The 23,014-nt window shown below is 59.0% G+C and carries 19 protein-coding genes; 12 read left to right on the top strand and 7 right to left on the bottom strand.

The genetic code is table 11. From position 1 onward, the window contains the following. Positions 1-13: 13 nt before the first annotated feature. The 4 genes from ACXKZG_RS03155 to ACXKZG_RS03140 are packed head-to-tail and all read left to right on the top strand — an operon-like array spanning position 14 to position 4,198. Positions 14-565: a GNAT family N-acetyltransferase gene (locus ACXKZG_RS03155; protein ID WP_013203921.1), complete on the top strand. Its 552-nt coding sequence runs from the start codon at positions 14-16 to the stop codon at positions 563-565. After that, entirely contained in the window at positions 562-1,740 is a 1,179-nt protein-coding gene (locus tag ACXKZG_RS03150; RefSeq protein WP_488875678.1) for an amidohydrolase, read from the top strand. Before ACXKZG_RS03155 ends, ACXKZG_RS03150 begins: the two co-directional genes overlap by 4 nt. Then, complete coding sequence (locus tag ACXKZG_RS03145) at positions 1,737-2,843, top strand: Ldh family oxidoreductase (protein WP_134822799.1); 1,107 nt, start codon at positions 1,737-1,739, stop codon at positions 2,841-2,843. Before ACXKZG_RS03150 ends, ACXKZG_RS03145 begins: the two co-directional genes overlap by 4 nt. Positions 2,844-2,857: 14 nt before the next feature. Beyond that, positions 2,858-4,198, top strand: coding sequence for an MmgE/PrpD family protein (locus tag ACXKZG_RS03140; protein WP_488875677.1), 1,341 nt, complete (start codon positions 2,858-2,860; stop codon positions 4,196-4,198). Positions 4,199-5,064: 866 nt separating this feature from the next. On the opposite strand, the gene ACXKZG_RS03135 is transcribed toward ACXKZG_RS03140, so the two are convergent. From ACXKZG_RS03135 to ACXKZG_RS03120, 4 genes are read right to left on the bottom strand one after another with little or no spacing between them, the layout of a single operon-like run. Continuing rightward, positions 5,065-7,407 carry a molybdopterin-dependent oxidoreductase gene (locus ACXKZG_RS03135; RefSeq protein ID WP_488875676.1) on the bottom strand — a complete coding sequence of 781 codons (2,343 nt, stop codon included), beginning with the start codon at positions 7,405-7,407 and terminating at the stop codon, positions 5,065-5,067. 26 nt (positions 7,408-7,433) lie between these two features. Further along, entirely contained in the window at positions 7,434-8,195 is a 762-nt protein-coding gene (locus ACXKZG_RS03130) for an amino acid ABC transporter ATP-binding protein (protein ID WP_013203926.1), read from the bottom strand. After that, positions 8,188-9,114, bottom strand: a complete 927-nt coding sequence (locus ACXKZG_RS03125) for an amino acid ABC transporter permease (protein WP_013203927.1) — start codon at positions 9,112-9,114, stop codon at positions 8,188-8,190. Before ACXKZG_RS03125 ends, ACXKZG_RS03130 begins: the two co-directional genes overlap by 8 nt. Then, positions 9,111-10,007, bottom strand: a complete 897-nt coding sequence (locus tag ACXKZG_RS03120) for an ABC transporter substrate-binding protein (RefSeq protein WP_488875675.1) — start codon at positions 10,005-10,007, stop codon at positions 9,111-9,113. The genes ACXKZG_RS03125 and ACXKZG_RS03120 overlap by 4 nt, the downstream gene beginning before the upstream one ends. Before the next feature lie 412 nt (positions 10,008-10,419). Here ACXKZG_RS03120 and ACXKZG_RS03115 point away from each other — a divergent pair, with 412 nt between their 5' ends. From ACXKZG_RS03115 to ACXKZG_RS03100, 4 genes are all read left to right on the top strand, one after another. Further along, on the top strand, positions 10,420-10,986 hold the full coding sequence (locus ACXKZG_RS03115; protein ID WP_488875674.1) for a sugar dehydrogenase complex small subunit: 567 nt from the start codon (positions 10,420-10,422) through the stop codon (positions 10,984-10,986). Positions 10,987-11,013: 27 nt separating this feature from the next. After that, positions 11,014-12,672 (top strand): GMC family oxidoreductase, encoded by a 1,659-nt coding sequence (locus tag ACXKZG_RS03110; protein WP_488875673.1) that lies wholly within the window; start codon positions 11,014-11,016, stop codon positions 12,670-12,672. Next, on the top strand, positions 12,669-14,069 hold the full coding sequence (locus ACXKZG_RS03105; protein WP_488875672.1) for a c-type cytochrome: 1,401 nt from the start codon (positions 12,669-12,671) through the stop codon (positions 14,067-14,069). The genes ACXKZG_RS03110 and ACXKZG_RS03105 overlap by 4 nt, the downstream gene beginning before the upstream one ends. Before the next feature lie 316 nt (positions 14,070-14,385). Next, the gene (locus tag ACXKZG_RS03100; RefSeq protein WP_488875671.1) at positions 14,386-14,931 is read left to right on the top strand and encodes a hypothetical protein; all 546 of its coding nucleotides are present in this window, start codon (positions 14,386-14,388) and stop codon (positions 14,929-14,931) included. Positions 14,932-15,002: 71 nt separating this feature from the next. On the opposite strand, the gene ACXKZG_RS03095 is transcribed toward ACXKZG_RS03100, so the two are convergent. Genes ACXKZG_RS03095 through idnO form a run of 3 tightly spaced genes read right to left on the bottom strand, consistent with a single transcriptional unit; the run spans position 15,003 to position 16,809 of the window. After that, entirely contained in the window at positions 15,003-15,476 is a 474-nt protein-coding gene (locus ACXKZG_RS03095) for a NanQ anomerase/TabA/YiaL family protein (protein ID WP_346595889.1), read from the bottom strand. After that, complete coding sequence (locus ACXKZG_RS03090; RefSeq protein WP_346567201.1) at positions 15,466-16,032, bottom strand: gluconokinase; 567 nt, start codon at positions 16,030-16,032, stop codon at positions 15,466-15,468. Before ACXKZG_RS03090 ends, ACXKZG_RS03095 begins: the two co-directional genes overlap by 11 nt. 15 nt (positions 16,033-16,047) lie before the next feature. Next, on the bottom strand, positions 16,048-16,809 hold the full coding sequence (idnO, locus tag ACXKZG_RS03085; protein WP_013203936.1) for a gluconate 5-dehydrogenase: 762 nt from the start codon (positions 16,807-16,809) through the stop codon (positions 16,048-16,050). A gap of 270 nt (positions 16,810-17,079) precedes the next feature. Here idnO and ACXKZG_RS03080 point away from each other — a divergent pair, with 270 nt between their 5' ends. The 4 genes from ACXKZG_RS03080 to ACXKZG_RS03065 all read left to right on the top strand — a co-directional run bounded on the left by ACXKZG_RS03080 (position 17,080) and on the right by ACXKZG_RS03065 (position 23,008). Then, a complete protein-coding gene (locus ACXKZG_RS03080) occupies positions 17,080-18,072 on the top strand; it encodes a LacI family DNA-binding transcriptional regulator (protein ID WP_013203937.1) in 993 nt (330 codons plus the stop codon). A gap of 150 nt (positions 18,073-18,222) precedes the next feature. Beyond that, positions 18,223-19,164 (top strand): 2-hydroxyacid dehydrogenase, encoded by a 942-nt coding sequence (locus tag ACXKZG_RS03075; RefSeq protein WP_488875670.1) that lies wholly within the window; start codon positions 18,223-18,225, stop codon positions 19,162-19,164. Positions 19,165-19,249: 85 nt separating this feature from the next. Continuing rightward, positions 19,250-20,581 (top strand): MFS transporter, encoded by a 1,332-nt coding sequence (locus ACXKZG_RS03070; RefSeq protein WP_206403438.1) that lies wholly within the window; start codon positions 19,250-19,252, stop codon positions 20,579-20,581. A gap of 354 nt (positions 20,582-20,935) precedes the next feature. Further along, entirely contained in the window at positions 20,936-23,008 is a 2,073-nt protein-coding gene (locus tag ACXKZG_RS03065) for an FUSC family protein (RefSeq protein ID WP_488875669.1), read from the top strand. The last annotated feature ends 6 nt before the right edge of the window (positions 23,009-23,014 follow it).

The raw sequence follows: 23,014 nt of genomic DNA, 5'->3' as shown, positions 1-23,014 counted from the left end.
CAGGGAGCACCGCATGAATCTGCATTTCCGCCAGCTGACGCTGGACGATCGTCACGCCTATCTGACCCTGATGCTGGCCGCGTATGCCCCCATCCGCGCGCTGGGGATCCACTTTGATGCCGCCACCGCCGACCTGGATCGGGTCACCCGCCACCTGCAACAGCATGCGGTGTATGGCCTGTTTGCCGACGACCGGCTGGCCAGTTCGCTGACCCTGCGTTTTCCCTGGGGACCGCTGCCCGGCCCGTTCGGCCTGCCGCATATCGGCTGGTTCGGCACCGACCCGGCGTATAAGGGTCAGCAGCTGGGCCGCGCTATGCTGGACTGGGTGGAGACGCATATTCTGCGGGCGCAGCTAAAAGCCCCGGCCGTTTCGCTCGGCACCGCCGTCAGCCATCCCTGGCTGAAAGAGATGTACCTGAACCGCGGTTTTGTCGCCATGCACCAGACCGATTTGGGCAAAGGACATATCACGCTGTATATGAAGAAAATTCTCGATGAGGCCGCCCATCAGCAGTGGCTGGAGAAATCCGCCTCATCGACGACCCGTCAGGATAAACCATGAATATCAGTGAAAAGCACCAGCCTCTGGCCGCGCAGCTGCAGGCCTTTCGTCACGAATTGCATCGCCATCCTGAGCTGTCCAACCAGGAGTTTGAGACCACCGCCCGCCTGAGAGCGGCGCTGGAAGAACATCAGATCCGCATTCTGGATCTGCCGCTGCCGACCGGTCTGGTGGCCGAAGTGGGCCATGGTGACGGCCCGCTGATCGTGCTGCGTTCCGATATTGATGCCCTGCCGATTGAGGAAAAATCGGGGGTGGAATACCTCTCGCAAAATCCTGGGGTGATGCATGCCTGCGGTCATGATTTCCATGCCTCGGCCGCCCTGGGTGCCGCCATTTTGCTGAAAAAAATTGAGGCCAGCCTGCCGGGACGGGTCCGCATCCTGTTCCAGGCCGCAGAAGAGACCGGCATGGGCGCGCCGGCGCTGCTGGCAACCGGCGCACTGGATCAGGCAAAAGCGATCTTCGGTATTCATAACGATCCGTCGCTGCCGGTTGGGGTGATCGGCAGCAAAGGCGGCGCGCTCACCGCAGGCGTCGATCGTTTCACCCTGACCATTACCGGCACCGGCAGCCACGCGGCTAAGCCGCACGAAGGCAACGATCCGATCGTCATCGCCGGACAGCTGATCGGCACGCTCCAGACGGTGATCAGCCGTAATTTGTCGTCGGCGGAGAATGCGGTGGTATCGATCACCCAGATCCACAGCGGCACCACCTGGAATGTTATCCCGGACAGCGCCTGGCTGGAGGGCACCGTGCGCACCTTTAGCGCCGGGGCACGCGAGAAGATTGAGCAGCGTTTTCGTCAGGTGGCGCAGGGGCTGAGCGAGACCTATGCTGCGCGCATTGAGCTGGACTGGCAGGCCGGTCCGCCGTCGGTGGTGAACGATCCGGCCTGGGCTGAATTTGCGCTGGCGCAGGCGCCGCTGGCCGGTTTTGCCGCCAGAGTGGTCGAGGCCAGCCCGATCGGCGAGGACTTCGCCTTCTATCAGCAGCAGATCCCCGGTGCCTTTGTGATGGTGGGATCCGGCGGGCCGTTCGCCCTCCATCATCCCGAATTCCGCGTTGACGATCGCGCGCTGTTCCCCACCGCCGATTATCTGGCGACGCTTGCGGTCAACGCGCTGGAAAAACTCAGTCAGGAAACGCACGCATCAGGACCCTCGCAATGAATCAGGCGGTGACCCTGCCCGCTGCGCTGCTGATGCGCCAGGCGGAAACCATCCTGACCGGCTGGGGAATGCCGGAGGATATCGCGGTGCAAACCGCCGAACTGATGGTGGAAACCGATCTGTTTGGCGTCGATTCCCACGGCATTTCGATGCTGCCGCATTACGATAAATTATTGCAGGCCGGACTGTGGAACCCGGCCGGACGGGCGAAAATCATCAGGGAAACCCCGGCGACGGCGGTGATCGACGGTTGCCACTCGCTGGGGCACGCCACGGCGTTACTGGCGATCCAGACCGCCGTGGCGAAAAGCGAGCTGTCCGGCATGGGCAGCGTGGTGGTGCGTCACTCCAATCATTTTGGCGCCGCCGGGCTGTATGCCCGTTACGCGGCGGCCAGAGGCAAGATTGCGCTGATCACCAGCACCACCCGCAGCAGAATGCTGGTGCCCAGCCGCGCACAGGTGCCGGTGCTGGGCACCAATCCCCTCGCCTTTGCCGCACCCGCTGAGCGAAACGCCGATTTCGTGCTGGATATGGCCACCACTACCGTGGCGGCCAACAAGGTCAAGGTATATGACTTTACCGGTCAGGCGTTGCCGCCGGGCTGGGTCAGCGATGAACACGGCGAGGCCGTCACCGACAGCGCGCTGGGCATGGAGTACGTTTTCCAGCGCCCGCCTGGCGGCCTGACGCCGTTGGGCGGTCTGGAAGAGACCGGCGGCCACAAGGGTTATGGCCTGGCGATGCTGGCGCAAATTCTGGCGGGCCCGCTGGCCGGTGCCTCCTTTGCCGCCACGCGTCCGGCAGGCGGCATGCCGGATATCGGCCACTTTTTCCTGGTCATCGATCCTGCGGCGTTTGGCGATCCGTCCGACTTCCGTCAGGGCCTCGACCACATTATTGATACGCTGCATGACACGCCGCCCGCCGATGCCAGTAAGCCGGTGCTGGTCGCCGGTGACATTGAAAACCAGACGCATCAGCAGCGCAGCCTGAGCGGCATCCCGCTGCCCGCCGCGCTGATCGCCCAACTTCAGGCACTTTGTCAGCGCAGCGGCTTTACCGATTTACTCGCTGCGCATCTGCCGCCGTCATCGTCATGAATCCCGGAGAGCCAATGGCCATTACCCCACCGCTAGCCAGAATGATTGTCCGCAGTCAGCCGGACAGCGCCGCGCGTGAGCGGGCCAGAGCGGGCCTGCTGGATTATGTGGCGGTAACGCTCCCAATACTGCGTGGCGACATCAGCGACAGTGGCCTGAGTGCGCTGCGCAGCGTCAGTCAGGCGCAGGATGCGCAGACGCGTGCTCTGCTGCTTGGTTATGCCGGCCACGCGCTCGATTACGATGATTTTCACCCTGATTTTCGCGGCCATCCCAGCACGGTGATCCTGCCGGCGCTGCTGGCGCTGGCGGCAGACGTTCAGCCCGACGCCGACGCGCTGCTGGATGCCTATGTGATTGGCGTCGAGGTGGCGGGAAGGCTGGGGCTGGCGGCGACGCAGCGTCACTACCAGTCCGGTTTCCACAGTACCGCCACGCTGGGCACGCTGGCGGCCGCCGCGGCGGTTGCACGCCTGTTGAAGGCCGATGAACATCAGGCGGCGGTGATCCTCGGCATCGCCACCACCCAGGCCAGCGGGCTGCGTGCCCAGTTTGGCTCCGCCACCAAGCCGCTGCATGCCGGGCTGGCGGCGCAGAGTGCGGTGCTTGCCGGACGGTTGACGCTGGCTGGCTTTGGCGGGCAGCCGCAGGGCGTGATCGAGGCGTTCTTACTCGCCTGCTGCGGCGAGCAGAGCGATGCGACAAAGCTGGTTGAGCACTGGGGAATGCCATGGCGCATCCAGTCGCCAGGTCTGGAGTTTAAGCCCTATGCCACCTGCGGAGGCACCCATACCGCCGCAGACGTGGCACGCCGCCTACGTCAGCAGGTGCTGCCACGGTTTCAGGGCAATGTGGAGGCGATGGACGCCGCCATCAGCCGCATTGAGGTGGCTTTCCCACCGGGCGGTGACATTGCCGCGTCGGTCACGCAGCCGAAAAATGGCATCGAGGCGCGCTTCAGCCTGGAATACGTGATTGCTTCCAGCCTGTTATTTGACGGCGTGGCGCTGGAGGATGTGGCGGAAGGACCGGTGAATCCGGTGATCGCCAGTCTGGCAGATCGCGTGCAGCGCTGTCCCGATTTCTCCGCTCCGCCGGATGAACTGGATCCGGCCGCGCGATTCCATAAGGTGACGATCTGGTTTACTGACGCCGAGCCGTTAAGCTGCCGCATGACGCGCAGCGAAAGCCTGGCAACGCCGGTCGATTTGCAGGCGAAATTACGCAGTTGCCTGGGCGCAGGTTCAGAGGACGAGGCCGAGGAGATTGCCTCGCTGTGCCAACTGGCCACGCCAGATTCCCTCCCCAGGTTAACGGTGATGCTGACCGCGGCGCTGTATTCCGCCACCCTGTAAAGTTGGCGTCGTTGATAGGTTTGGCGGATGCACAGGTCAAAAGCGGCTTCGGTGGTACGGCGTCAGCATAGTGCGCATTTTCCGGGACGCCGTAAATCCATCCCTGGAGGACTTCAGGTCAAAACCCGCTTCGGTGGTTTGGCGTCAGCATAGAGCGCATTATCCGGGACGCCGTAAATCCATCCCTGGAGGCTTGGCTGCGGCATCCCTGCCGCAGACACCCGGCTAATGCGCACCATGCCGCCACCCAATAGCATTAGCGTCTTGGGTGGTACGGTGGTCACACAGGTCAAAATCAAATCAAGTTTGGTCAATGCATAGAATGAACTCAGCGGGTTTTGACCTGTGCGTCCACAATCGACCATTCATTATTGAAGCATGAGGGGAAGGGAGAGAGGGGGGAAAAGCAAAGCATCGGCGACAGGGATGTCGCCGCTGAGCCCCCAGGGATGGGTTTACGGCGTCTTTGTGTTCCCCCCTCTCTCCCTGAGCAATACACCGAAACATCCAGACGACGTCCCTAACACACAGGTCAAAACCCGCTTCGGTGGTACGGTGATCACACAGGGCAAAATCAAATCAAGTTTGGTCAACGCATAGAGTGAACTCAGCGGGTTTTGACCTGTGCGTCCACAATTGACCATTCAACAGTGAAGCTTGAGGGGAAGGGAGATAGGGGGGAAAAGCAAAGCATCGGCGACAGGGATGTCGCCGCTGAGCCCCCAGGGATGGGTTTACGGCGTCTTTGTGTTCCCCCCTCTCTCCCTGAGCAAAACACCGAAACATCCAGACGACTTACCTAACATCCCTAAAATCCCCGACATCCCTGACATCCCTGATAATAGCGAAAACGTTCCTCGCAGGCTTTACGCTCCAGGCGCCACATCGCCAGCCGCTGCCGACGCTTGAGGCGGATTGCGGCTAATCACCGGCGGTTCGAACGCCCTTACGGCCGGCGGCTCACCCGTAAACCTGCGGATCTGCACCACGGTTATTTGCCCGGTGCAGCCCTGGCTCAGGCCTGAGGTGCCGATATCCAGCGTCAGCACGTTGGGATTGCCGTGACGACAGGTCGGCTGCTCCGCTAACGGATCGACCGGATCGTACCAGGCGCCGGTCGGCAACTGCACCACGCCGGTTCTGACCTTCTCGCTCAGCGTTACGCTGGCCAGCACCGTGCCACGCGGGTTGGTGATTTCCACCACGTCACCCTCGGCAATGCCCTGCTGCTGCGCATCCCGCGGATGCATGCTGCACACCTCACGCCCACCGCGCTTCTGGCTGACGCTGAAGCGGCCAAAATCCAGCTGGCTGTGCAGACGGGAGGCGGGCTGATTGGCAATCAGATAAAAGGGGTACTGCTCGTCTGGCTGCTGCAGCGGCGTCAGCCACACCGGATGCCCCGGACAGTCCGCATTGCCAAAACTGGCCAGCGTGGCGGAATAAATTTCGATTTTTCCGCTCGGCGTCGGCAGCGGATGCTGCTGCGGATCCCGGCGGAAATGACGCAGCAGCCTGCCCGCGTCATCACTCTGCGGCAGCTCGAGGATCCCCTGCTGCCAGAAGGTGGCGAAATCCGGCACGCTGACACCCTGCTGCTGCAGTTTTTCCTGCATTTGCTGATAAAGATGCGCCTGCCATTCGCGCGCGCTGCGCCCTTCGGTAAAGGCCTGCTCGCTGCCCAGCCGCCGCGACAGCTCGCTGAAAATACTGTAATCATCTTTCGCTTCGCCATAGGGCGCGGCCACCTGCTGCATGGCGATCAAATGCCGGTCGGTCGGCGCGCCGCCAACGTCTTCACGCTCAAGGGTCATGGTCGCGGGTAGCACCAGATCGGCATGACGGGCGGTCGACGTCCAGGCCACCTCATGCACAATCAGCGTGTCCAGCGTCGCGAACGCCTTGCGCAATCGGGCGAGATCCTGATGGTGATGAAACGGATTTCCGCCCGCCCACCAGGCAAGTTTGATGGTGGGATAGGTCAGCGTGCGCCCGTTGTAGCGAAACTTTTCGCCCGGATGCAGCAGCATGTCGGAGATGCGCGCCACCGGGATCAGCCGGTCGATACCGTTTTTGCCCTGCGGCAGCGCGGGAAAGGCCACCCGGTTATGCTGCTTGCCATAATGCCCCAACGCGCCAAGCGCATAGGAATAGCCGCCGCCCGGCAACCCCGGCTGGCCCAATGCGGCCGCCAGCACCAGCCCTAACCACACCGGCTGTTCGCCATGCTGCGCGCGCTGCAACGCATGCGCCACGCTGACAATCACCCGCTTACCGTGCAGCTGTTCTGCCAGCGCCTCGATGCGCGCCGCCGGAATACCACAAATCTCTGCGGCCCAGGCGGCATCACGAAGCTGACCGTCCTGCTCGCCGTTCAGGTAGGCCACCAGCTGCGGCCAGCCGACGCAGTAGTCCGCCAGAAAGGCTTCATCACTCCACTGCCGCTGCTTAAGGATCTGCAACAGCGCAAGGATCAGTGCCGAGTCGGTGCCGGGATGAATGGCAAGCCACTCGCCCTGGGCTTCGTCAGGCAGATCGCTGGCCAGCGGACTGACCGAGATAAAGCGCGCGCCGCGACGGGCCGCCTGCTGAATAAAGCCGCGTTCGGTATGTTCGCTAAGGCCGCCGCTGGCCACCTGCGAGTTTTTCAGCGCCAGGCCGCCAAACGACAACACCACTTCACTGTGTTCAGCAATTTCCTGCCAGCTGACGCCACGGCGTGCAATCTCGTTCATGTCGCCCACGATATGCGGCAGGATCACCGACGCCGCGCCCGAACTGTAGCTGTTAACCGAACGGACGTAGCCGCCAATGCTGGTATTAAGAAAGCGATGCACCTGACTTTGCGCATGATGGAAACGCCCGGCACTCGACCAGCCGTAGGAGCCGCCAAACACCGCTTCCGGGCCTGCCAGCCCGGCTACCCGCTTCAGTTCAGCGGCGGCCAGGCTGTAGGCCTGCTCCCAGCTGATGGCGATGTAGTCATCCGCCCCACGCCGGTCGTCAGGGCCTGGCCCATCCTCCAGCCAGCCGCGACGCACCATCGGCGTGGCCAGCCGCACCGGATGACGCAGGACATTCTCAAAATTCTGGAGCAGCGGGCTGGGATCGGGATCGCCGCTGAACGGGGTGATGTGCAAGGTGCCGTTGTCGTTGAGGGCGCTGAACGCCCCCCAGTGCGAGCTATGCATAGCGCGGGTAGCGGTCATGGTGTTTCCCGGTTAAAACGCGACGGTTAAAGTACCGTGGCTAAAAAATGACGGACGCGCGGGTTTTGCGCTTCGTCGAGTACGGTTGAAGTCGGTCCGGAGGCAACAATTTTCCCTTCTTCCATAAAGACGATGTTATCCGCCACTTCACGGGCAAAGCCGATTTCATGGGTGACGATCACCATGGTGATGCCGGAATGCGCCAGCTGTTTGATCACCTGCAATACTTCGCCGACCAGCTCCGGATCCAGCGCCGAGGTGGGCTCATCAAACAGCATCACCTCGGGATCCATCGCCAGCGCCCGGGCAATCGCCACGCGCTGCTGCTGACCGCCGGAGAGCTGCTGCGGCCAGTCGTGTTCACGTCCCGCCAGCCCGACCTGCTTCAGCAGCGCCAGACCTTTGCTTTCCGCCTGCTGACGGCTGAGCTTTTTCACCCGCATTGGCGCATCAATCACGTTTTGCAGCACCGTGCGGTGCGGAAACAGATTGAACTGCTGGAAAACCATGCCGATCTGGCTGCGTTGTGCGGCGATCTGCTTGCTGCTCAGCTCGTGCAGCAGCTGGCCCTTTTGTTGATAGCCCACCAACGCGCCGCCAATACGGATGGTGCCGCCATCGAGCTTTTCCAGATGGTTGATGCAGCGCAGCAGCGTCGATTTACCCGAGCCCGACGGGCCGAGAATGGTGGTCACCGAACCGGCGGCAATATCCAGATCGATGCCGTCCAGAATGGTGACGCCGGAAAAACGTTTGGTGATTTTACGTAACGAGATAGCTTCAGCCATTGCTCACTCTCCCCTGCTCTGCGGTAAAGGTTGCCGGCTTGCGTTTGAACCATTCGCGCTTCTCTTTACGGGTGACGCCGCGCGCAAAGTAGCGCTCAACGTAGAATTGTCCCACTGACAGCACCGAAGTCATCAGCAGATACCACAGCGTCGCCACCAGCAGCAGCGGGATCACCTGATAGGTGCGCTGGTAAATAATCTGCGCCGAAAACAGCACGTCCTGCAGGGCGATCACCGACACCACCGCGGTGGTCTTCAGCTGGCCGATAATTTCATTGCCCGCCGGTGGCAGGATGGCGCGCATCGCCTGCGGCAGCACGGTATAGCGGAAAATTTCGGAGGGACGGTAGCCCAACGCTTTGGCCGCTTCCAGCTGGCCGTTGCCGACGCTCTGGATGCCGGCGCGCACAATTTCTGCCGCATAGGCCGCCTGGTGCATCACCAGGGCGATCACCGCCGCGCTGAACGGGCTGATCAGCGAGTTCGACGACGCGCTCCACAGCTCGCCGACCCAGGGCAGCGAAACAGAGACCTTTGGATAGAGCGCGGCAATGTTGTACCAAAGAAACAGCTGCACCAGCATCGGCACGCCACGGAAGAACCAGGTATAGGCCCAGCTGACGCTGACCAGCACCGGATTGGAAGAGAGCCGCATTAACGCCAGCACCGTGCCGCCGGTGAAGCCCAGCACCACCGAAATCGCCGTCAGCTGCAGCGTCATCAGCACCCCTTGCAGGATCGACTGCTGAGTAAAGCTGTCGGCAATTACCTGCCACTCAAAACGCGGGTTCTGTACCATCGAACTGACCGCCGCGGCCAGCATCAGCAGCACCACTAAGGCGCTGATCCAGCGGCCATAATAGCGTTTGCCGACAATGCGCAGCGTGTCGGGATCCTGATGGCTGTCGTCTTTACTCATTTAAAGATATCCAGATTGCGTTTAGCTTCTTTCACCGCGCCGAAGCCGATGTTCCACTTATCGAGAATTTTCTGGTACGAACCGTCTTCGATCAGCGAATTCAGTGCGGCCTGCACCGCAGGCTCCAGCGGAGAATCTTTGGCGAAGGCCACGGACACCGGCGCATCGTCGACGTGGATCTGGCCCGGTAATGCCAGCACGGGAACCTGGCTGACCTGATAGGTCAGGCCTTCATACGGGCCGAAGAACATCGGTACACGGCCGCTCACCACCGCCTGAACACCGGCCGGACGATCCGGGAATACCGCCGTTTTAATCGGCTGCTTGCCGGCGGCCTCACACTCTTTGCTGGCCTGGTCCAGACGCGTCAGCTGCGTGGTGCCGGCACCGGCGCCCACCGTTTTACCGCAGACGTCCAGCAGCGAGGTAAACGGCTTCACGTTGGCCTCTTTCTGGGCAATGATCCCCAGACGCGAGGCGTTGTAATAGCCAACGAAATCGACCTGCGCCAGGCGAGCTTTGGTGGCGTTGATATTCGACAGCGCCACATCGTAACGGCCGGATTTCAGCCCCGGAATGATGTTGTCGAAGCCGCCGGTATCCTGCCAGTGCACCGGAATGCCCAGGCGTTCGCCGACCGCATTCATAATGTCGATCTCGCGACCGGCCAGCGTGCGGTTATCTTCTTTATAAAAGGTGGTTGGCGGCGTATTTGGGTTGGTTCCGGCAACGATATAACCGCGCTTCAGGATCTCAGCGGGCAGCTGGCTTTTCAGCTTGCTGTCGGCCGACACGTGCAAAGAGCTCTCAGTCGGGACATTTTGTTCCGCAGCCCAGGCCATTGGCAGGCTGGCGACCATCAATGCTGAAAATACCCATTTAGATAATGTCATTTGCACTCTTTCTCCTGAATAAAGATAACAATCCGCTCGCCAGGGAGACGGAAAAGAATAACGCCACCGGATCTTATTTAATGGAACGCTTGATTCATTCTCACTGAAGCCGCGGAACCAGGGCAAATGTGAAAATACGCTAAGCTTTGCCGGTTTTTGTTTAAGGCCCGTGGGGCACGGGTTCGCCTGCGGTTTCCGGCATCACAACCAGGATTTCGGCGGGATCTGCTGAAGAAGGGTTTTAGGGAGGCATGAAATCGGCTGCTAATTTTTAAACAAAATTATCATTTAGAGCTGAAATCGTCACATTTCGATAAATTCCTGCAATATCCCATTAACAAAACAGGGGCATCCCAGTAAGATTTGTGACTTCAGTCTCATTTCTCGCTCACTTTCGTTTTCCAGGGATACCATGCACCAGCCAAAAACCGATCGTTCTCTGGTTCCGCCCAAAAATGGAACCGGTTCCAATCGTCGTGAGTTCCTGCGCGCCGCCGTCAATCTGACCGTCTCGGCGGCGCTGTTCGTCGGGCCTGGCCGGGCGTTTGCGGCAAGCCTGGTCAGCGCCAGCGATCCGGTTAAAAACTTTATTAGCGTCTCGCAGGCCATCACCGAGCATAAGCAGATCGACAGTCGCCTCGCCGCGCGTTTCTACGAAGCCTTCGCCCGCAGTGACAGGCAGTTTACCGCCAGGGTCACCCGCCTGGCGCAGTTGCTGACCACCGGCGACAGCGCGCAACAGCTGATGGACAAAGCGACTCAGGCAGGACTGAAAGACTTCCTCTATCAGATCGTTACCGCCTGGTATACCGGCACCGTCGGCAGCGACTATCACGGCACGCTGGTCGCCTATAAGCAGGCGCTGATGTATGCCCCGGTGAGCGATGGCCTGGTGGTGCCAACCTACTGCGGCAATGGCCCGATCTGGTGGACCGCGCCCGTCCCGGATGAAAACGACGGTTTGATCGCCAGTCTCTAATTCAACACATTAAAAAATAAGATAAAAATGAACAAAAAACCCGTTTTTACTGCGCAAGGCGATGCCAGCGCGGATATTGTGATCGTGGGCTCAGGTGTTGTCGGTGGCATGATTGCCAATGAATTGGTCAGCCAGGGCTATTCCGTGCTGGTGCTGGAAGCCGGGCTGCGCATTGAGCGTTCCCAGGCCGTCGAGAACTGGCGCAATATGCCTTTTGCTAACCGTGCAGGGTCGGATTTTCAGGGGCTGTACCCGCAGTCGAAATTCGCGCCCGCCCCGCTCTACTTCCCGCCGAATAACTACGTTAACGTGACCGGCCCGAACGCCTCCAGTTTCCAGCAGGGCTATCTGCGTACCGTCGGCGGCACCACCTGGCACTGGGCGGCGTCCTGCTGGCGTCACGATCCCAGCGACTTTGTCATGCAGTCGAAATATGGCGTCGGTCGCGACTGGCCAATCTCCTATGACGAACTGGAGCCGTGGTACTGCAAAGCCGAAAACGAAATTGGCGTGGCGGGCCCGCACGATCCCGCCAGGCAGTCCCCTTCCCAGCGCAGCCAGCCCTATCCGATGGATATGGTGCCGTTTGCCCACGGCGACAGCTATTTCGCCAGCGTGGTCAATCCGCACGGCTACAACCTGGTGCCGATCCCGCAGGGCCGCAGTACCCGTCCGTGGGAAGGTCGCCCGACCTGCTGTGGCAACAATAACTGCCAGCCGATCTGTCCGATTGGCGCGATGTATAACGGCATTCACCATATCGAACGTGCCGAGCGCGCGGGTGCGGTGGTGCTGGCCGAAGCGGTGGTCTACAAGATGGATACCGACAGCAACAACCGCATCACCGCCGTGCACTGGAAAGACAGCGCGGGCGCGTCGCATAAAGCCAGCGGTAAAGCCTTTGCGCTGGCCTGTAACGGCATCGAAACGCCGCGCCTGCTGCTGATGGCGGCCAACGAAGCCAACCCGTCCGGTATCGCCAACAGCTCCGATATGGTCGGCCGCAATATGATGGACCACTCCGGTTTCCACTGCTCCTTCCTGACCAAAGAACCGGTCTGGCTGGGTCGTGGTCCGGCGCAGAGTAGCTGTATGGTTGGCTATCGCGATGGCGAGTTCCGCCGCGACTACTCCGCTAACAAAGTGATCCTCAACAACATCTCGCGCGTTGTCGCTGCCACCACTCAGGCGCTGGCAAAAGGCCTGGTCGGCAAGGCGCTGGACGAAGAGATCCGCTATCGCGCCGTGCACAGCGTCGATCTGTCGATCAGCCTTGAGCCGCTGCCGGATCCGGAAAACCGCCTGACGCTGAGCAAAACCCGTCTGGATCCGCACGGTCTGCCCTGCCCGGATATTTACTACGACGTCGGTGATTACGTGCGTAAAGGCGCGGAAGCGTCCCACGCGCAGCTGGAGCATATCGGCCAGCTGTTTGATGCCAAAGAGTTCAACATCAGCAAAGGGCTGAACGCCAACAACCATATTATGGGCGGCGTGATCATGGGCAAAGACGCCAAAGACGCGGTGGTGGATGGCAACTGTCGCGCCTTCGATCATGAGAATCTGTGGCTGCCGGGCGGCGGGGCGATTCCGTCTGCCAGCGTGGTTAATAGTACGCTGACCATGGCCGCGCTGGCGTTGAAAGCGGCACATGATATGGCGATGCGCATGAAGGGGCGGGAATGAAAAAACTGACATTGCTTTCCCTGCTGCTGGCCAGCATGACCGCTGCAAGCCTTACCGCTTCTGCTGAGGACCTGGATGTTAACCTGCTGCATAAAGGTCAGCAGGTTGCCTCCGCGTCCGACTGCCAGGCGTGCCACACCGCGCCGGGCAGCAAAACCGCCTTCTCTGGCGGCTACGCCATCGCCTCGCCGATGGGGGTGATCTACTCCACCAACATCACGCCAGCCGAAAACGGCATCGGGCACTATACCGAAGCGCAATTCTCTGCGGCGGTGCGCGATGGCGTGCGGGCTGACGGCGCGCAACTCTATCCGGCGATGCCGTACACGTCCTACAGCCAGATGACCGATGAGGATCTGCACGCGCTCTATTACTACTTTGAGCACGGCGTGAAGCCGGTCGATCGGGCCAATCAGCAGACCAGCCTGCCGTTCCCATTCAGCCTGCGGTTCAGCATGAAGTTCTGGAACCTGATGTTTGCTAACACCAAACGCTTCGAGCCGGACAGCAGCAAAAGCGCCGAATGGAACCGCGGCAACTATCTGGTCAACAGCCTGGCGCACTGTAATACCTGCCATACGCCGCGCGGCGTGCTGATGCAGGAAGAGAGCGCGAAGCCGCTGGCTGGCGGCCCGCTGGGCAGCTGGTATGCGCCGAATATCACCTCCGACAAGGTCAGCGGCATTGGTGGCTGGAGCGACCAGGAACTGATGCAGTACCTGAAAACCGGTCGCGCTGAAGGGAAAAACCAGGCGGCTGGCGGCATGGCGGAAGCGGTTGAAAACAGCCTGCAGTATCTGCCGGACAGCGATCTGAAGGCGATTGCGGTTTACCTGAAAAGCACCCCGGCGATCCGTGACGACGGCGACACCCAGGCCGCCTTCTCTTACGGCAAGCCGATGGATGTGGAAAACAGCATTCGTGGTCGCAACCCGAATAATGCCAACCACTCGCTCACCACCGGTGCCGCATTGTTTAGCGGAAACTGCGCCAGCTGCCACCAGCCGGATGGCGCAGGCAGCAAGAATCAGGCTTATCCGTCGCTGTTCCACAACACCGCAACCGGGCTGCGCGATCCGAATAACCTGATCTCGGCGATCCTGTTTGGTGTGCAGCGTAAAACCGCCGATGGTGACGTGCTGATGCCGGGCTTCAGCTCGCCGTCTTATGTCGACAAGCTGAACGATCAGCAGGTGGCGGATATCACCAACTTTGTCCGTCAGAACTACGGCAATCCAGAAGGTACGGTTACCGCAGGCGATGTTGCCTGGGTGCGCAAAGGCGGCCATCCACCGCTGCTGGCCGAAGTGCAGCCGTGGATCGTCCCTGGCAGCATTGCGGTAATCGTGATTGTGCTGATTATTGTTCTGCTGTGGCGTCGGGCACGACGTAAATAATAATCGCTGGGGTTAATTCAATTAACCCCAGCTATTTTACTGTTGGCAATGAGTTAACAATTCAGAATTAATTCGAACACCATCTTATTTATTTCGCTGACGCTAATTAACCTCTCCGTGTTTGTTAATTCTATTTCCGTTACCGCGCGCAAAGTTTGCCACTTCCCGGTTGGATGTCAAAACACAAAGCTTTAGCATCATCCTTGCCCGTATACGGAATAAACAAGGAGATGTTTATGGCAATACCCGTCTATTTGCGTTTAAAGGATGATGGCGGTTCGGCTATCAGAGGTGGTGTTGTTCTGGAGGGGCAGCCATGAAAAGACTGAGCATATTACTTCTTTTTTGTGCCCTGCCAGCATTTGCGGAAGATGCTCAGCATAAACCTGCTGGTCCCTGTGATATTCGCAATGTGACTTGCACTGCAGATCGTATCGACTTCAGAACCTGGTACACCGTGGTCATTAAAAATGTGGCAGCAGGCAAGACGGAGTGGATCAATCGAATTCCTGATTTTGAGAAGCATGCCAGTCGCAAAAATAACCTCGAACTTCTTACCGCAGCGAAATTAGGATTGGTTAAAAATCCCCGCGTCATGCTGAAGATGCTCAAACCGCTGGATGCAAAGGATCTGCATGGTTTTGCCGTTTTCAGCACAGATATGGTGTGTAGCAGCGACTTTGATTGGGTCACTGAAGATTCATACCTGCGATATTATCGCGCGGTGCACCGCTCAGTGCAGAAACTGGGCAAGGAGGGGGCGTATTGCCTGCAAATGCTGGAAGACACTCATGATGAAATCATGGCTGATGCCGCAAGAAACCCTGACAGCTGGGGGATAAATTCCGTTCCAGGCTACTGACCCACTAAAAAGCGCCTGAGATCTTCCGATTTCAGGCGCTTTCTAAACAAGATCCTTAACCGGGATCGGGATTAATCCACCAGCAATGCGCTGTCGATTTTCACCACGATCTTACGCAGCGGAGAGGGAACGCCGAAGGTGCACATTGGGCGATGCAGCTCCAGCGGGAAGATCACCGCCAGCGCGCCGGGTTGCAGGTGGATCAGCGTTTCGCTGTCGATCCGATGGCAGAAGCCCAGATCCTTCTGCTCTTCAAAAGGAGCAACCAGATCCAACTCCAGCCCGATCGGGCCTGCGCCAATGATCTCTTCCCCGGCCAGCACCAGATGGATATCAATATACTGGCGGTGGAACTCGGGCTGCTGCGCGTTAAAATCGCGCGTTTCGCTTTCCATCACCGAGTAGAAAATCGCCTCGCCCTGAATGGCGTATTTCCCCACCGCCTGGGTCTGCGGATTGTTCGCCTGGATGGCCTGCAGAGTCTTACGGATCACCGCTGGATAAAGCGGATTTTTTGCTGCCTGTTCGAGGGTATCAATGATCATAACGTTGTTCGGTCTCCGGTTGTAAGGATGCCACGGCGGGTGCCGCAAAAGTGGGCCGCAACAGGCTGACGCAGCGGGTCACAATAGTGCTCAGCGCAGGCGAGATATCCACGGGGATAACATCGCGCTCCTCTGCACCGGGTGCTTCCAGCGCGGCAAACTGACTTTTGAGCAGCGCCTCCGGCATAAAGTGCCCTTTGCGCCGCTTCATGCGGTCCAGCACGCAGTCGTAGTCGCCGTTCAGCCAGATAAAATGCACGTTCTGATTGCCTTCACGCAGCCGGTCGCGGTAGCTTTTTTTCAGCGCTGAACAGACCAGCACACCCGACTCATTCTTCTGCTCAAGGCTGAAAATCACGTCTGAAAGCCGGCCTAACCACGGCAAACGATCGTCGTCGTTCAGCGCCTGGCCGGACGCCATCTTGGTGATGTTCTGGCGGGGATGCAGATCGTCCCCATCGATAAATTTCGCCTGTAAGGCATTTGCCAGCGCGGTCCCGACCGAGGATTTCCCGGTGCCGGATACGCCCATCACAATAATGCATTGACCTGCCATTTCGGTTCCTCCGGGTTAGACCGCCGCCAGCATGCCGCCATCAACAAACAGCAGATGCCCGTTCACAAAGTCAGACGCCTTTGAAGACAGGAATACCGCCGCGCCGACCAACTCTTCGGGATTGCCCCAACGGGCAGCCGGGGTGCGCTTGCACAGCCAGTCGGTAAACTCCTGATTGTCCACCAGCGCTTTGGTCATCGGCGTCTCGAAATAGCCCGGCGCAATGCCGTTGACCTGGATGTTGTAGCGGGCCAGCTCTACGCACATGCCGCGCGTCAGCATTTTCACCGCGCCTTTCGCTGCGGCATAGGGAGTGATGGTGTCGCGGCCCAGTTCGCTCTGCATCGAACAGATGTTGACGATTTTGCCCGCGTTGCGGGTAATCATGCGCTTCGCCACGGTCTGGGACACCAGGAACACCCCGGTCTGGTTGGTGGCAATAATGTCATTCCACTCATCCAGCGGGAACTCGGTGAACGGGTGGCGGCGCTGGATGCCGGCATTATTAAACAGCACGTCGATTGGCCCGATGGTGGACTCAATCTTTTCAATCCCGGCTTCAACCCCTTGCGGGTCCGCGACGTTGAAGACCGCGGTGTGCGCGGTAAAGCCTTCGTCGCGCAGCTTCATCGCCGCATTCTCTGCGCGCTCTTCTGAGGTGCCGTTAATGATGATTTCCGCACCGTGCTGCGCCAGGCCGCGCGCCATAATAAAACCGATGCCCTGCGCTGCGCCGGTCACTAAAATTCGTTTGTTCTCTAAGCTGAATAGATTCATCTGTTCCTGCTCCATTGCATCAGGCAGTGAGTGGCTCGCGCGAGGTGAGTCTGTATGGGCCTTATCACACGGCTTTTAGCCCTTTTAAACTGTGATGCAGATCACCTATAGCGCTGTTACGAAACCAGGATACCGTTGCTGTGATCGCGACGGGCTTTTCACCGTAACGCGTGCCGCAAGACCAGGATTAACCGCACTTTAATCCAATTTCCTTTAAGGGTCGCAGCAGGCATAATGCAGGCATTCAAGGGCTGTCGGCTGATAACAACGATGAAAATGCAACGGATCACGTTACATGATATTGCCACTCTGGCGGGTGTAACAAAAATGACGGTCAGCCGCTATCTCCGCACGCCGGAAAAAGTTAAACCGGACACCGCCGAGCGGATTGCCAGCGTGATTGCCGAGGTGGGCTACCAGCCGGACCCGGATAATCACGCCATCGCCAGCAATGCCCTTCCCCGCATCGGCGTGCTGATCCCCTCTTTTAATAACCAGATTTTCTCCGACCTGCTGGCCGGCGTGGAGTCGGTCACCACCGCCCAGGGCTATCAGACGCTGGTGGTGAATTACGATTACGACAGCCAGCGTGAGGAAGAGCAGATCGCCACCGTGTTGGCCTTCAATGTTAAGGCAATCTTACTGACCGAATCGGTCCACACCGTGCGCGCCGAGAAGTATCTGAAAGCGGCGGGCATTCCGGTGGCGGAAGTGATGGGACTGACTACCACCGAAGGCCGCGTCAACGTCGGATTCAATAACTTCCAGGCCGGGTTTGATATGGCCAGCATGCTGATTGGCAGCGGCAAAAAGCGCATCATCTATTTCGGCTCAATGTCCGATATTCGCGATGAGCAGCGCTACGCCGGCTACTGCAAAGCGGTGGAAGACGCAGGCCTGCCCACCGGACGCATCGCGCCGAAGAAAGTCTCGTCGGTGTCGACCGGGGCCGGAATGATGACCATGGCGCGTCAGATGTATCCTGATATGGACGGCATTCTTTGCACCAACGATGACCTCGCGGTAGGCGTGTTGCAGGAGTGCCTGGCGGCCGGGATTGCCGTGCCTCAGGAGATGGCGATTGCCGGTTTCCACGGGCTGGAGATCGGTCAGGTAACAACCCCGAAACTGGCCAGCGTCATCACCCCGCGTTTCGAGATGGGTAAAACCGCCACTGAGATTTTGATTAAGAAGATCAACAACCTTCCGACCATCGAGCGGGTAGATTTGCACTATCGCCTGTCGATGGGATCGACCATCTGACGGCGGAAACCCGCCGATAAGCACCTTCGCGATCACGTAGTCGGTAACACAGATTTCTAACACGATTCAGTGTGATCCAGCTCGCAATTAAATACTCAGAAACCCCTTTAATAGTACGTATCCGACGTACTGCCTTTGAAGGGGAACCCCATGACAACTCAAGCCATCCTGCTAATCGCTCCCGTACCTGATGCCCTGATGGACCGACTGGCTTCTGGCTGGACGGTTCACCGCCTGTACGAGCAGCAGGATCCGCAGGCCTTTCTGGCCCAGTCTGGCGACAGCATTCAGGCGGTGGTGACGCGCGGCGACATCGGCGTTCGCAACGAGGTTCTGCAGCAGTTACCGCAGGTAAAGCTGATTGCCGTGTTCGGCGTCGGCACCGATGCTATCGACCTCAACACCACCCGCGCCCGCAAGATTGCCGTGACCATCACCTCCGGCGTGTTAACCAATGACGTTGCCGATATGGCGATGGGCCTGCTGCTGGCGGCCTCCCGCCGACTGTGCCAGGGCGACCGCTTTGTCCGCGAGGGTCAGTGGCTGAATAACGCGCCAACGCTTGGCACCCAGGTCAGCGGCAAACGCATCGGCATTGTCGGCATGGGCAACATCGGCCAGGCCATTGCCCGCCGCGCCAGCGGATTCGATATGCCGGTCAGCTACACCAGCCGCAGCCGCCGTGAGTCGCTGCCGTACAGCTGGTGCGACGATGTGCAGAGCCTGGCGAAATCCTGCGACTTCCTGGTGATTGCGGCCTCTGGCGGCGAATCCACCAAAGGGCTGGTTGACAGCGCCGTCCTGCAGGCGATGCCGAAACACGCCTGGCTGATCAACATCGCGCGCGGCTCGTTAGTCGATCAGCCCGCATTAATTCAGGCCTTACGCAAAGGCGAGATTGCCGGTGCCGCGCTGGACGTCTTCGAGCAGGAGCCGCAGGTTCCAGAAGAGCTGATTGCGCTGAACAACGTGCTGTTACAGCCCCATGTGGGTAGCGCCACTCACGAAACCCGTCAGCAGATGGCGGATGTGGTGTTCGCCAACGTTGAGGCGTTCTTCAACCAGAAGCCGCTGCCGACCGCCATCGATTAACGCGTTCATACCACCTGCCCAGGCCGGCTTTGTCGGCCTGCATCACCGGGATGGTCCGCCATCCACTTTTTCCAGAGGGCCTGAGATGAATAATAAAATACCCGGCACGCGTTGGCTGCGTGTGATAGCCCCGATTCTGATCACCTGCATTGTGTCGTTTATGGACCGGGTGAACATCAGCTTTGCCCTGCCTGGCGGCATGGAGCAGGATTTAGCCATCACCAGCCAGATGGCCGGTATCGCCAGCGGCATTTTCTTTATCGGTTATTTATTCCTGCAGGTGCCGGGCGGCCGCGTGGCGGTGAACGGCAGCGGCAAGAAGTTTATCGCCTGGTCTCTGGCGGCGTGGATGGTGGTGTCGATCGCCACCGGCTTTGTCACCAATCACTGGCAGTTGCTGGGTCTGCGCTTCGTGCTGGGCATCTCGGAAGGCGGGATGTTGCCGGTGGTGCTGACCATGGTCAGCAACTGGTTCCCGGAAAAAGAGCTGGGACGTGCGAACGCCTTTGTGATGATGTTTGCGCCGCTGGGCGGCATGTTTACCGCGCCGATTTCCGGTTGGATCATCAACGCCTTCGACTGGCGCTGGTTATTTATCATCGAAGGCCTGCTGTCTGCCGCCGTGCTGCTGGTGTGGTGGCTGGTGATCAGCGACCGTCCGGAAGAAGCCCGCTGGCTACCCGCGCGTGAACGTGAATACCTGATTACCGAACTGACCCGTGAGCGCGAAGAGCGCAGCAAGAAAGCGCCGGTTGGCAAAGCGCGGCTGAAAGACGTGTTCCGCAACAAAGGGTTGATGAAGCTGGTGCTGCTGAATTTCTTCTACCAAACCGGCGATTATGGCTACACGCTGTGGCTGCCAAGCATTCTGAAAAACCTGACCGGTGCCAATATGGCCAACGTGGGGTTGCTGGCGATACTGCCGTTTGTTGCGACCATTGTCGGTATCTACCTGATCTCGATGATCAGCGACAAAACCGGTAAACGCCGTCTGTGGGTGATGATTTCGCTGTTCTGCTTTGCCGCGTCGCTGCTGGCATCCGTGGTGCTGCATCAGCATATCGTCGCGGCCTATATCGCCCTGGTGTTCTGCGGTTTCTTCCTCAAAGCCGCCACCAGCCCGTTCTGGTCAATGCCTGGCCGTATCGCCTCGGCCGAACTGGCCGGTAGCGCACGCGGTGTGATCAACGGTTTGGGTAATTTGGGCGGCTTCTGCGGTCCTTACCTGGTCGGCATTATGATCTACTTCTACGGTCAGGGAACGGCCATCTGCGCGCTGGCAGGCTCGCTGATTATTGCCGGTCTGATTGCCACCACGCTGCCGAAACAGTGTGACCTGGTGGAGGATGCCGACGACGGGAAAGTCGGTGCCGGCCATGGCAAGATGGGACACGGTGTTTCGCATCAGGGACGGTAAGAATGTGTTGAGCGATCGCCCCGTCTTTTACGAATCTTTTTTATGGTAACGGGGCGGTTTCTGAGCGTTAACTGACATCGGCTTGATCGCTATCATTGACAGGATTTATTGATTGGCTGTTACGGGTAACGTGCAGCACCTTGTAATGACTCGAAAAGCCCCTGCTTTTACTGGCAGGGGCTTTTGTCGGTAAGGTTGCCGCTGAAGTTTATTTATATAGTTTCACCTGAAGATAATTTCATGATGGGAATATCTTTTTTGATTCAGTAACAATTTGACGTAGTTAACCCCATGAATTAGGCGCGTATTCTGGCAGGATGCTGCGCACTTAGTGTGCATTTGGTAGTCCCTGTCATGCAGTGGTTTTCGAAAAACGCCGTTTTGTTTTCAGTAAAGACCTGTCTTGCGGCCTTTCTGGCTGTCTATATCTCGCTTGAACTGAATCTGGATAAACCGGCCTGGGCACTGACTACCGTTTACGTCTCTTCCCAGCTTTACTCCGCATCGACCATCTCGAAATCGATCTTCCGTCTGATGGGCACGCTGCTGGGTGGGCTGTTTGTATTCCTGATTTATCCTGAAACCGTGCAGTCTCCGATGCTTTTCAGCCTGTGCGTGTCTTTGTGGGTCAGCTTCTGCCTCTATCTGTCGCTGCATGACCGCACGCCGAAAAGCTATGTGTTTATGCTGGCGGGCTACAGCGCTGCCATTATGGGTTTCCCGGCGGTGACTATGCCGCTGAGCATTACCGGCACGGTGATTTCACGTATTGAAGAGATCGCGCTGGGCGTCACCTGCAGCAGCTTTATTCATGGATTACTGCTGCCGGTTTCGATGCGCAACCTGCTCGAGCAAAGCGTCACCGTCTGGTATCAGAACGGGCGTAAGATGTGCAGCGATCTGCTAACCGGCATTCCGAAACATAACTCGCCGGAGCGGGAAGATATCCTGATCCGCATGGCGCAATATCCGCAGCAGGTTGAAGCGCTGATCACCCACTGCGTGTATGAAGGTGACGCGGCGCGCAGGCTGATCCGCCTGGTGAGCGTGCAGTATCAGCATCTCTCTTATTTGATTCCGACGCTGGCCGCGATTGAGATCCGTCTGCATCAGATGGCGCAACTGGATATTCGCTTTCCGGAAACGGTTTCCCTCGCCTTTCAGCAATTTCTGCTGTGGCTGAACGCCGGGGACGATCTCAGGGATAACGACGGGATTCAGGCCACGCTTACCGCCACGCAGGCCGATCTCAAACGTGCCTGGCAGAAAGGCGAGTTGCCGATTGACGAGTGCCTGGTGCTGACCGGGTTGCTTGAGCGCCTGGCCGACTTTGTGCGCATCGCCGGGGCATATCACAGCGTCAGCAACCTGGTCAGCGATCTGTCGGGCGATACCAGCCTCGCGCGTAAAGAACGCTCGCGCCCGCATACCGACACCGGGCTGCTGCTGCTCTCCGCGACCACCTCATTCCTCGCAACCTTTGGCGCCTGCCTGTTCTGGATGGGTACCGCCTGGCGTGATGGCGCCTCCGCGCCGATGATGGCCGCGATCCTCAGCTCATTCTTTGCCAGCGCAGACACGCCGGGCAACTCCATGAAGCTGTTTATTAAAGGCACGGTCATATCGATCATTATCAGCGTGCTCTACGTCGCGCTGCTGATCCCGCAGGCCGTGACCTTTGAGAGCCTGATTATCTGCCTGTCGCCGGGGCTTTTCGTGCTGGGGTTAGTGATTGCCAATCCATCGACCAATATGATCGGCCTGAGCGCCGCGATCCAGCTTCCCGGTTTAATCGGCCTGAGCCACCACCTGAAGCCCGACCTGACGCTGGCGATCAACACGGCGATCTCGTCGATGACCGGGATTCTGTTTGCGGTGGTGATCACCGCGATTATCCGTAACAAACGCCCGTCATGGATTGCCCGCCGCGCGGTGCGTTCGGGGCTGGGCGAACTGCTGCGATTTGTGAAAGAGATGGAGCGCAACGGCTCATCGCTGCTATCACGTCAGCACTTTATTACCCGCATGCTGGAGCGCGTGAACGTGATCCTGCCGCGTATGCGCCTCGATCCGCATCCCGACCTGCTGACCGCAGGCAACCTGGTGACCGAGGTGTGGCTGGGCGCGAACTGCTATGACTATTACGCCCGCAATCGCGAGATGTTGGGGCAGCATCAGCTGGACAGCGGACAGATGTTCCACGAGCTGGCGCTGTTTCTGAAGCGGCGAATGAAGTCCCTGAAAGTGGCTCCGCATCCTGCCCTGCTGGATGAGCTGGATTTGCTGCTGCTGGAGCTGGAAGGCCTCGCCACCCGCGATGAGCAGCTGTTCACGCCGCTGTTCCATCTGTACAGCATTCGCCTGTGGCTCTTCCCGGACCGGGCGTGGCCGGAGAAGCCATTAGCATATTTGAGGATGCGGCGGTGAGGGTTG

This window comes from Erwinia sp. 2186, from assembly GCF_057812255.1.
The sequence above is the reverse complement of the archived record's forward strand: the minus strand, read 5'-3'. Positions and strand labels throughout refer to the sequence as shown.

What these genes read in the sequence shown, in the direction of transcription:
- ACXKZG_RS03155 (WP_013203921.1), top strand. Translation starts at nt 14, where the DNA reads ATGAATCTGCATTTCCGCCAGCTGACGCTGGACGATCGTCACGCCTAT.
- ACXKZG_RS03150 (WP_488875678.1), top strand. Translation starts at nt 562, where the DNA reads ATGAATATCAGTGAAAAGCACCAGCCTCTGGCCGCGCAGCTGCAGGCC.
- ACXKZG_RS03145 (WP_134822799.1), top strand. Translation starts at nt 1,737, where the DNA reads ATGAATCAGGCGGTGACCCTGCCCGCTGCGCTGCTGATGCGCCAGGCG.
- ACXKZG_RS03140 (WP_488875677.1), top strand. Translation starts at nt 2,858, where the DNA reads ATGGCCATTACCCCACCGCTAGCCAGAATGATTGTCCGCAGTCAGCCG.
- ACXKZG_RS03135 (WP_488875676.1), bottom strand. Translation starts at nt 7,407, where the DNA reads ATGACCGCTACCCGCGCTATGCATAGCTCGCACTGGGGGGCGTTCAGC.
- ACXKZG_RS03130 (WP_013203926.1), bottom strand. Translation starts at nt 8,195, where the DNA reads ATGGCTGAAGCTATCTCGTTACGTAAAATCACCAAACGTTTTTCCGGC.
- ACXKZG_RS03125 (WP_013203927.1), bottom strand. Translation starts at nt 9,114, where the DNA reads ATGAGTAAAGACGACAGCCATCAGGATCCCGACACGCTGCGCATTGTC.
- ACXKZG_RS03120 (WP_488875675.1), bottom strand. Translation starts at nt 10,007, where the DNA reads ATGACATTATCTAAATGGGTATTTTCAGCATTGATGGTCGCCAGCCTG.
- ACXKZG_RS03115 (WP_488875674.1), top strand. Translation starts at nt 10,420, where the DNA reads ATGCACCAGCCAAAAACCGATCGTTCTCTGGTTCCGCCCAAAAATGGA.
- ACXKZG_RS03110 (WP_488875673.1), top strand. Translation starts at nt 11,014, where the DNA reads ATGAACAAAAAACCCGTTTTTACTGCGCAAGGCGATGCCAGCGCGGAT.
- ACXKZG_RS03105 (WP_488875672.1), top strand. Translation starts at nt 12,669, where the DNA reads ATGAAAAAACTGACATTGCTTTCCCTGCTGCTGGCCAGCATGACCGCT.
- ACXKZG_RS03100 (WP_488875671.1), top strand. Translation starts at nt 14,386, where the DNA reads ATGAAAAGACTGAGCATATTACTTCTTTTTTGTGCCCTGCCAGCATTT.
- ACXKZG_RS03095 (WP_346595889.1), bottom strand. Translation starts at nt 15,476, where the DNA reads ATGATCATTGATACCCTCGAACAGGCAGCAAAAAATCCGCTTTATCCA.
- ACXKZG_RS03090 (WP_346567201.1), bottom strand. Translation starts at nt 16,032, where the DNA reads ATGGCAGGTCAATGCATTATTGTGATGGGCGTATCCGGCACCGGGAAA.
- idnO (WP_013203936.1), bottom strand. Translation starts at nt 16,809, where the DNA reads ATGAATCTATTCAGCTTAGAGAACAAACGAATTTTAGTGACCGGCGCA.
- ACXKZG_RS03080 (WP_013203937.1), top strand. Translation starts at nt 17,080, where the DNA reads ATGAAAATGCAACGGATCACGTTACATGATATTGCCACTCTGGCGGGT.
- ACXKZG_RS03075 (WP_488875670.1), top strand. Translation starts at nt 18,223, where the DNA reads ATGACAACTCAAGCCATCCTGCTAATCGCTCCCGTACCTGATGCCCTG.
- ACXKZG_RS03070 (WP_206403438.1), top strand. Translation starts at nt 19,250, where the DNA reads ATGAATAATAAAATACCCGGCACGCGTTGGCTGCGTGTGATAGCCCCG.
- ACXKZG_RS03065 (WP_488875669.1), top strand. Translation starts at nt 20,936, where the DNA reads ATGCAGTGGTTTTCGAAAAACGCCGTTTTGTTTTCAGTAAAGACCTGT.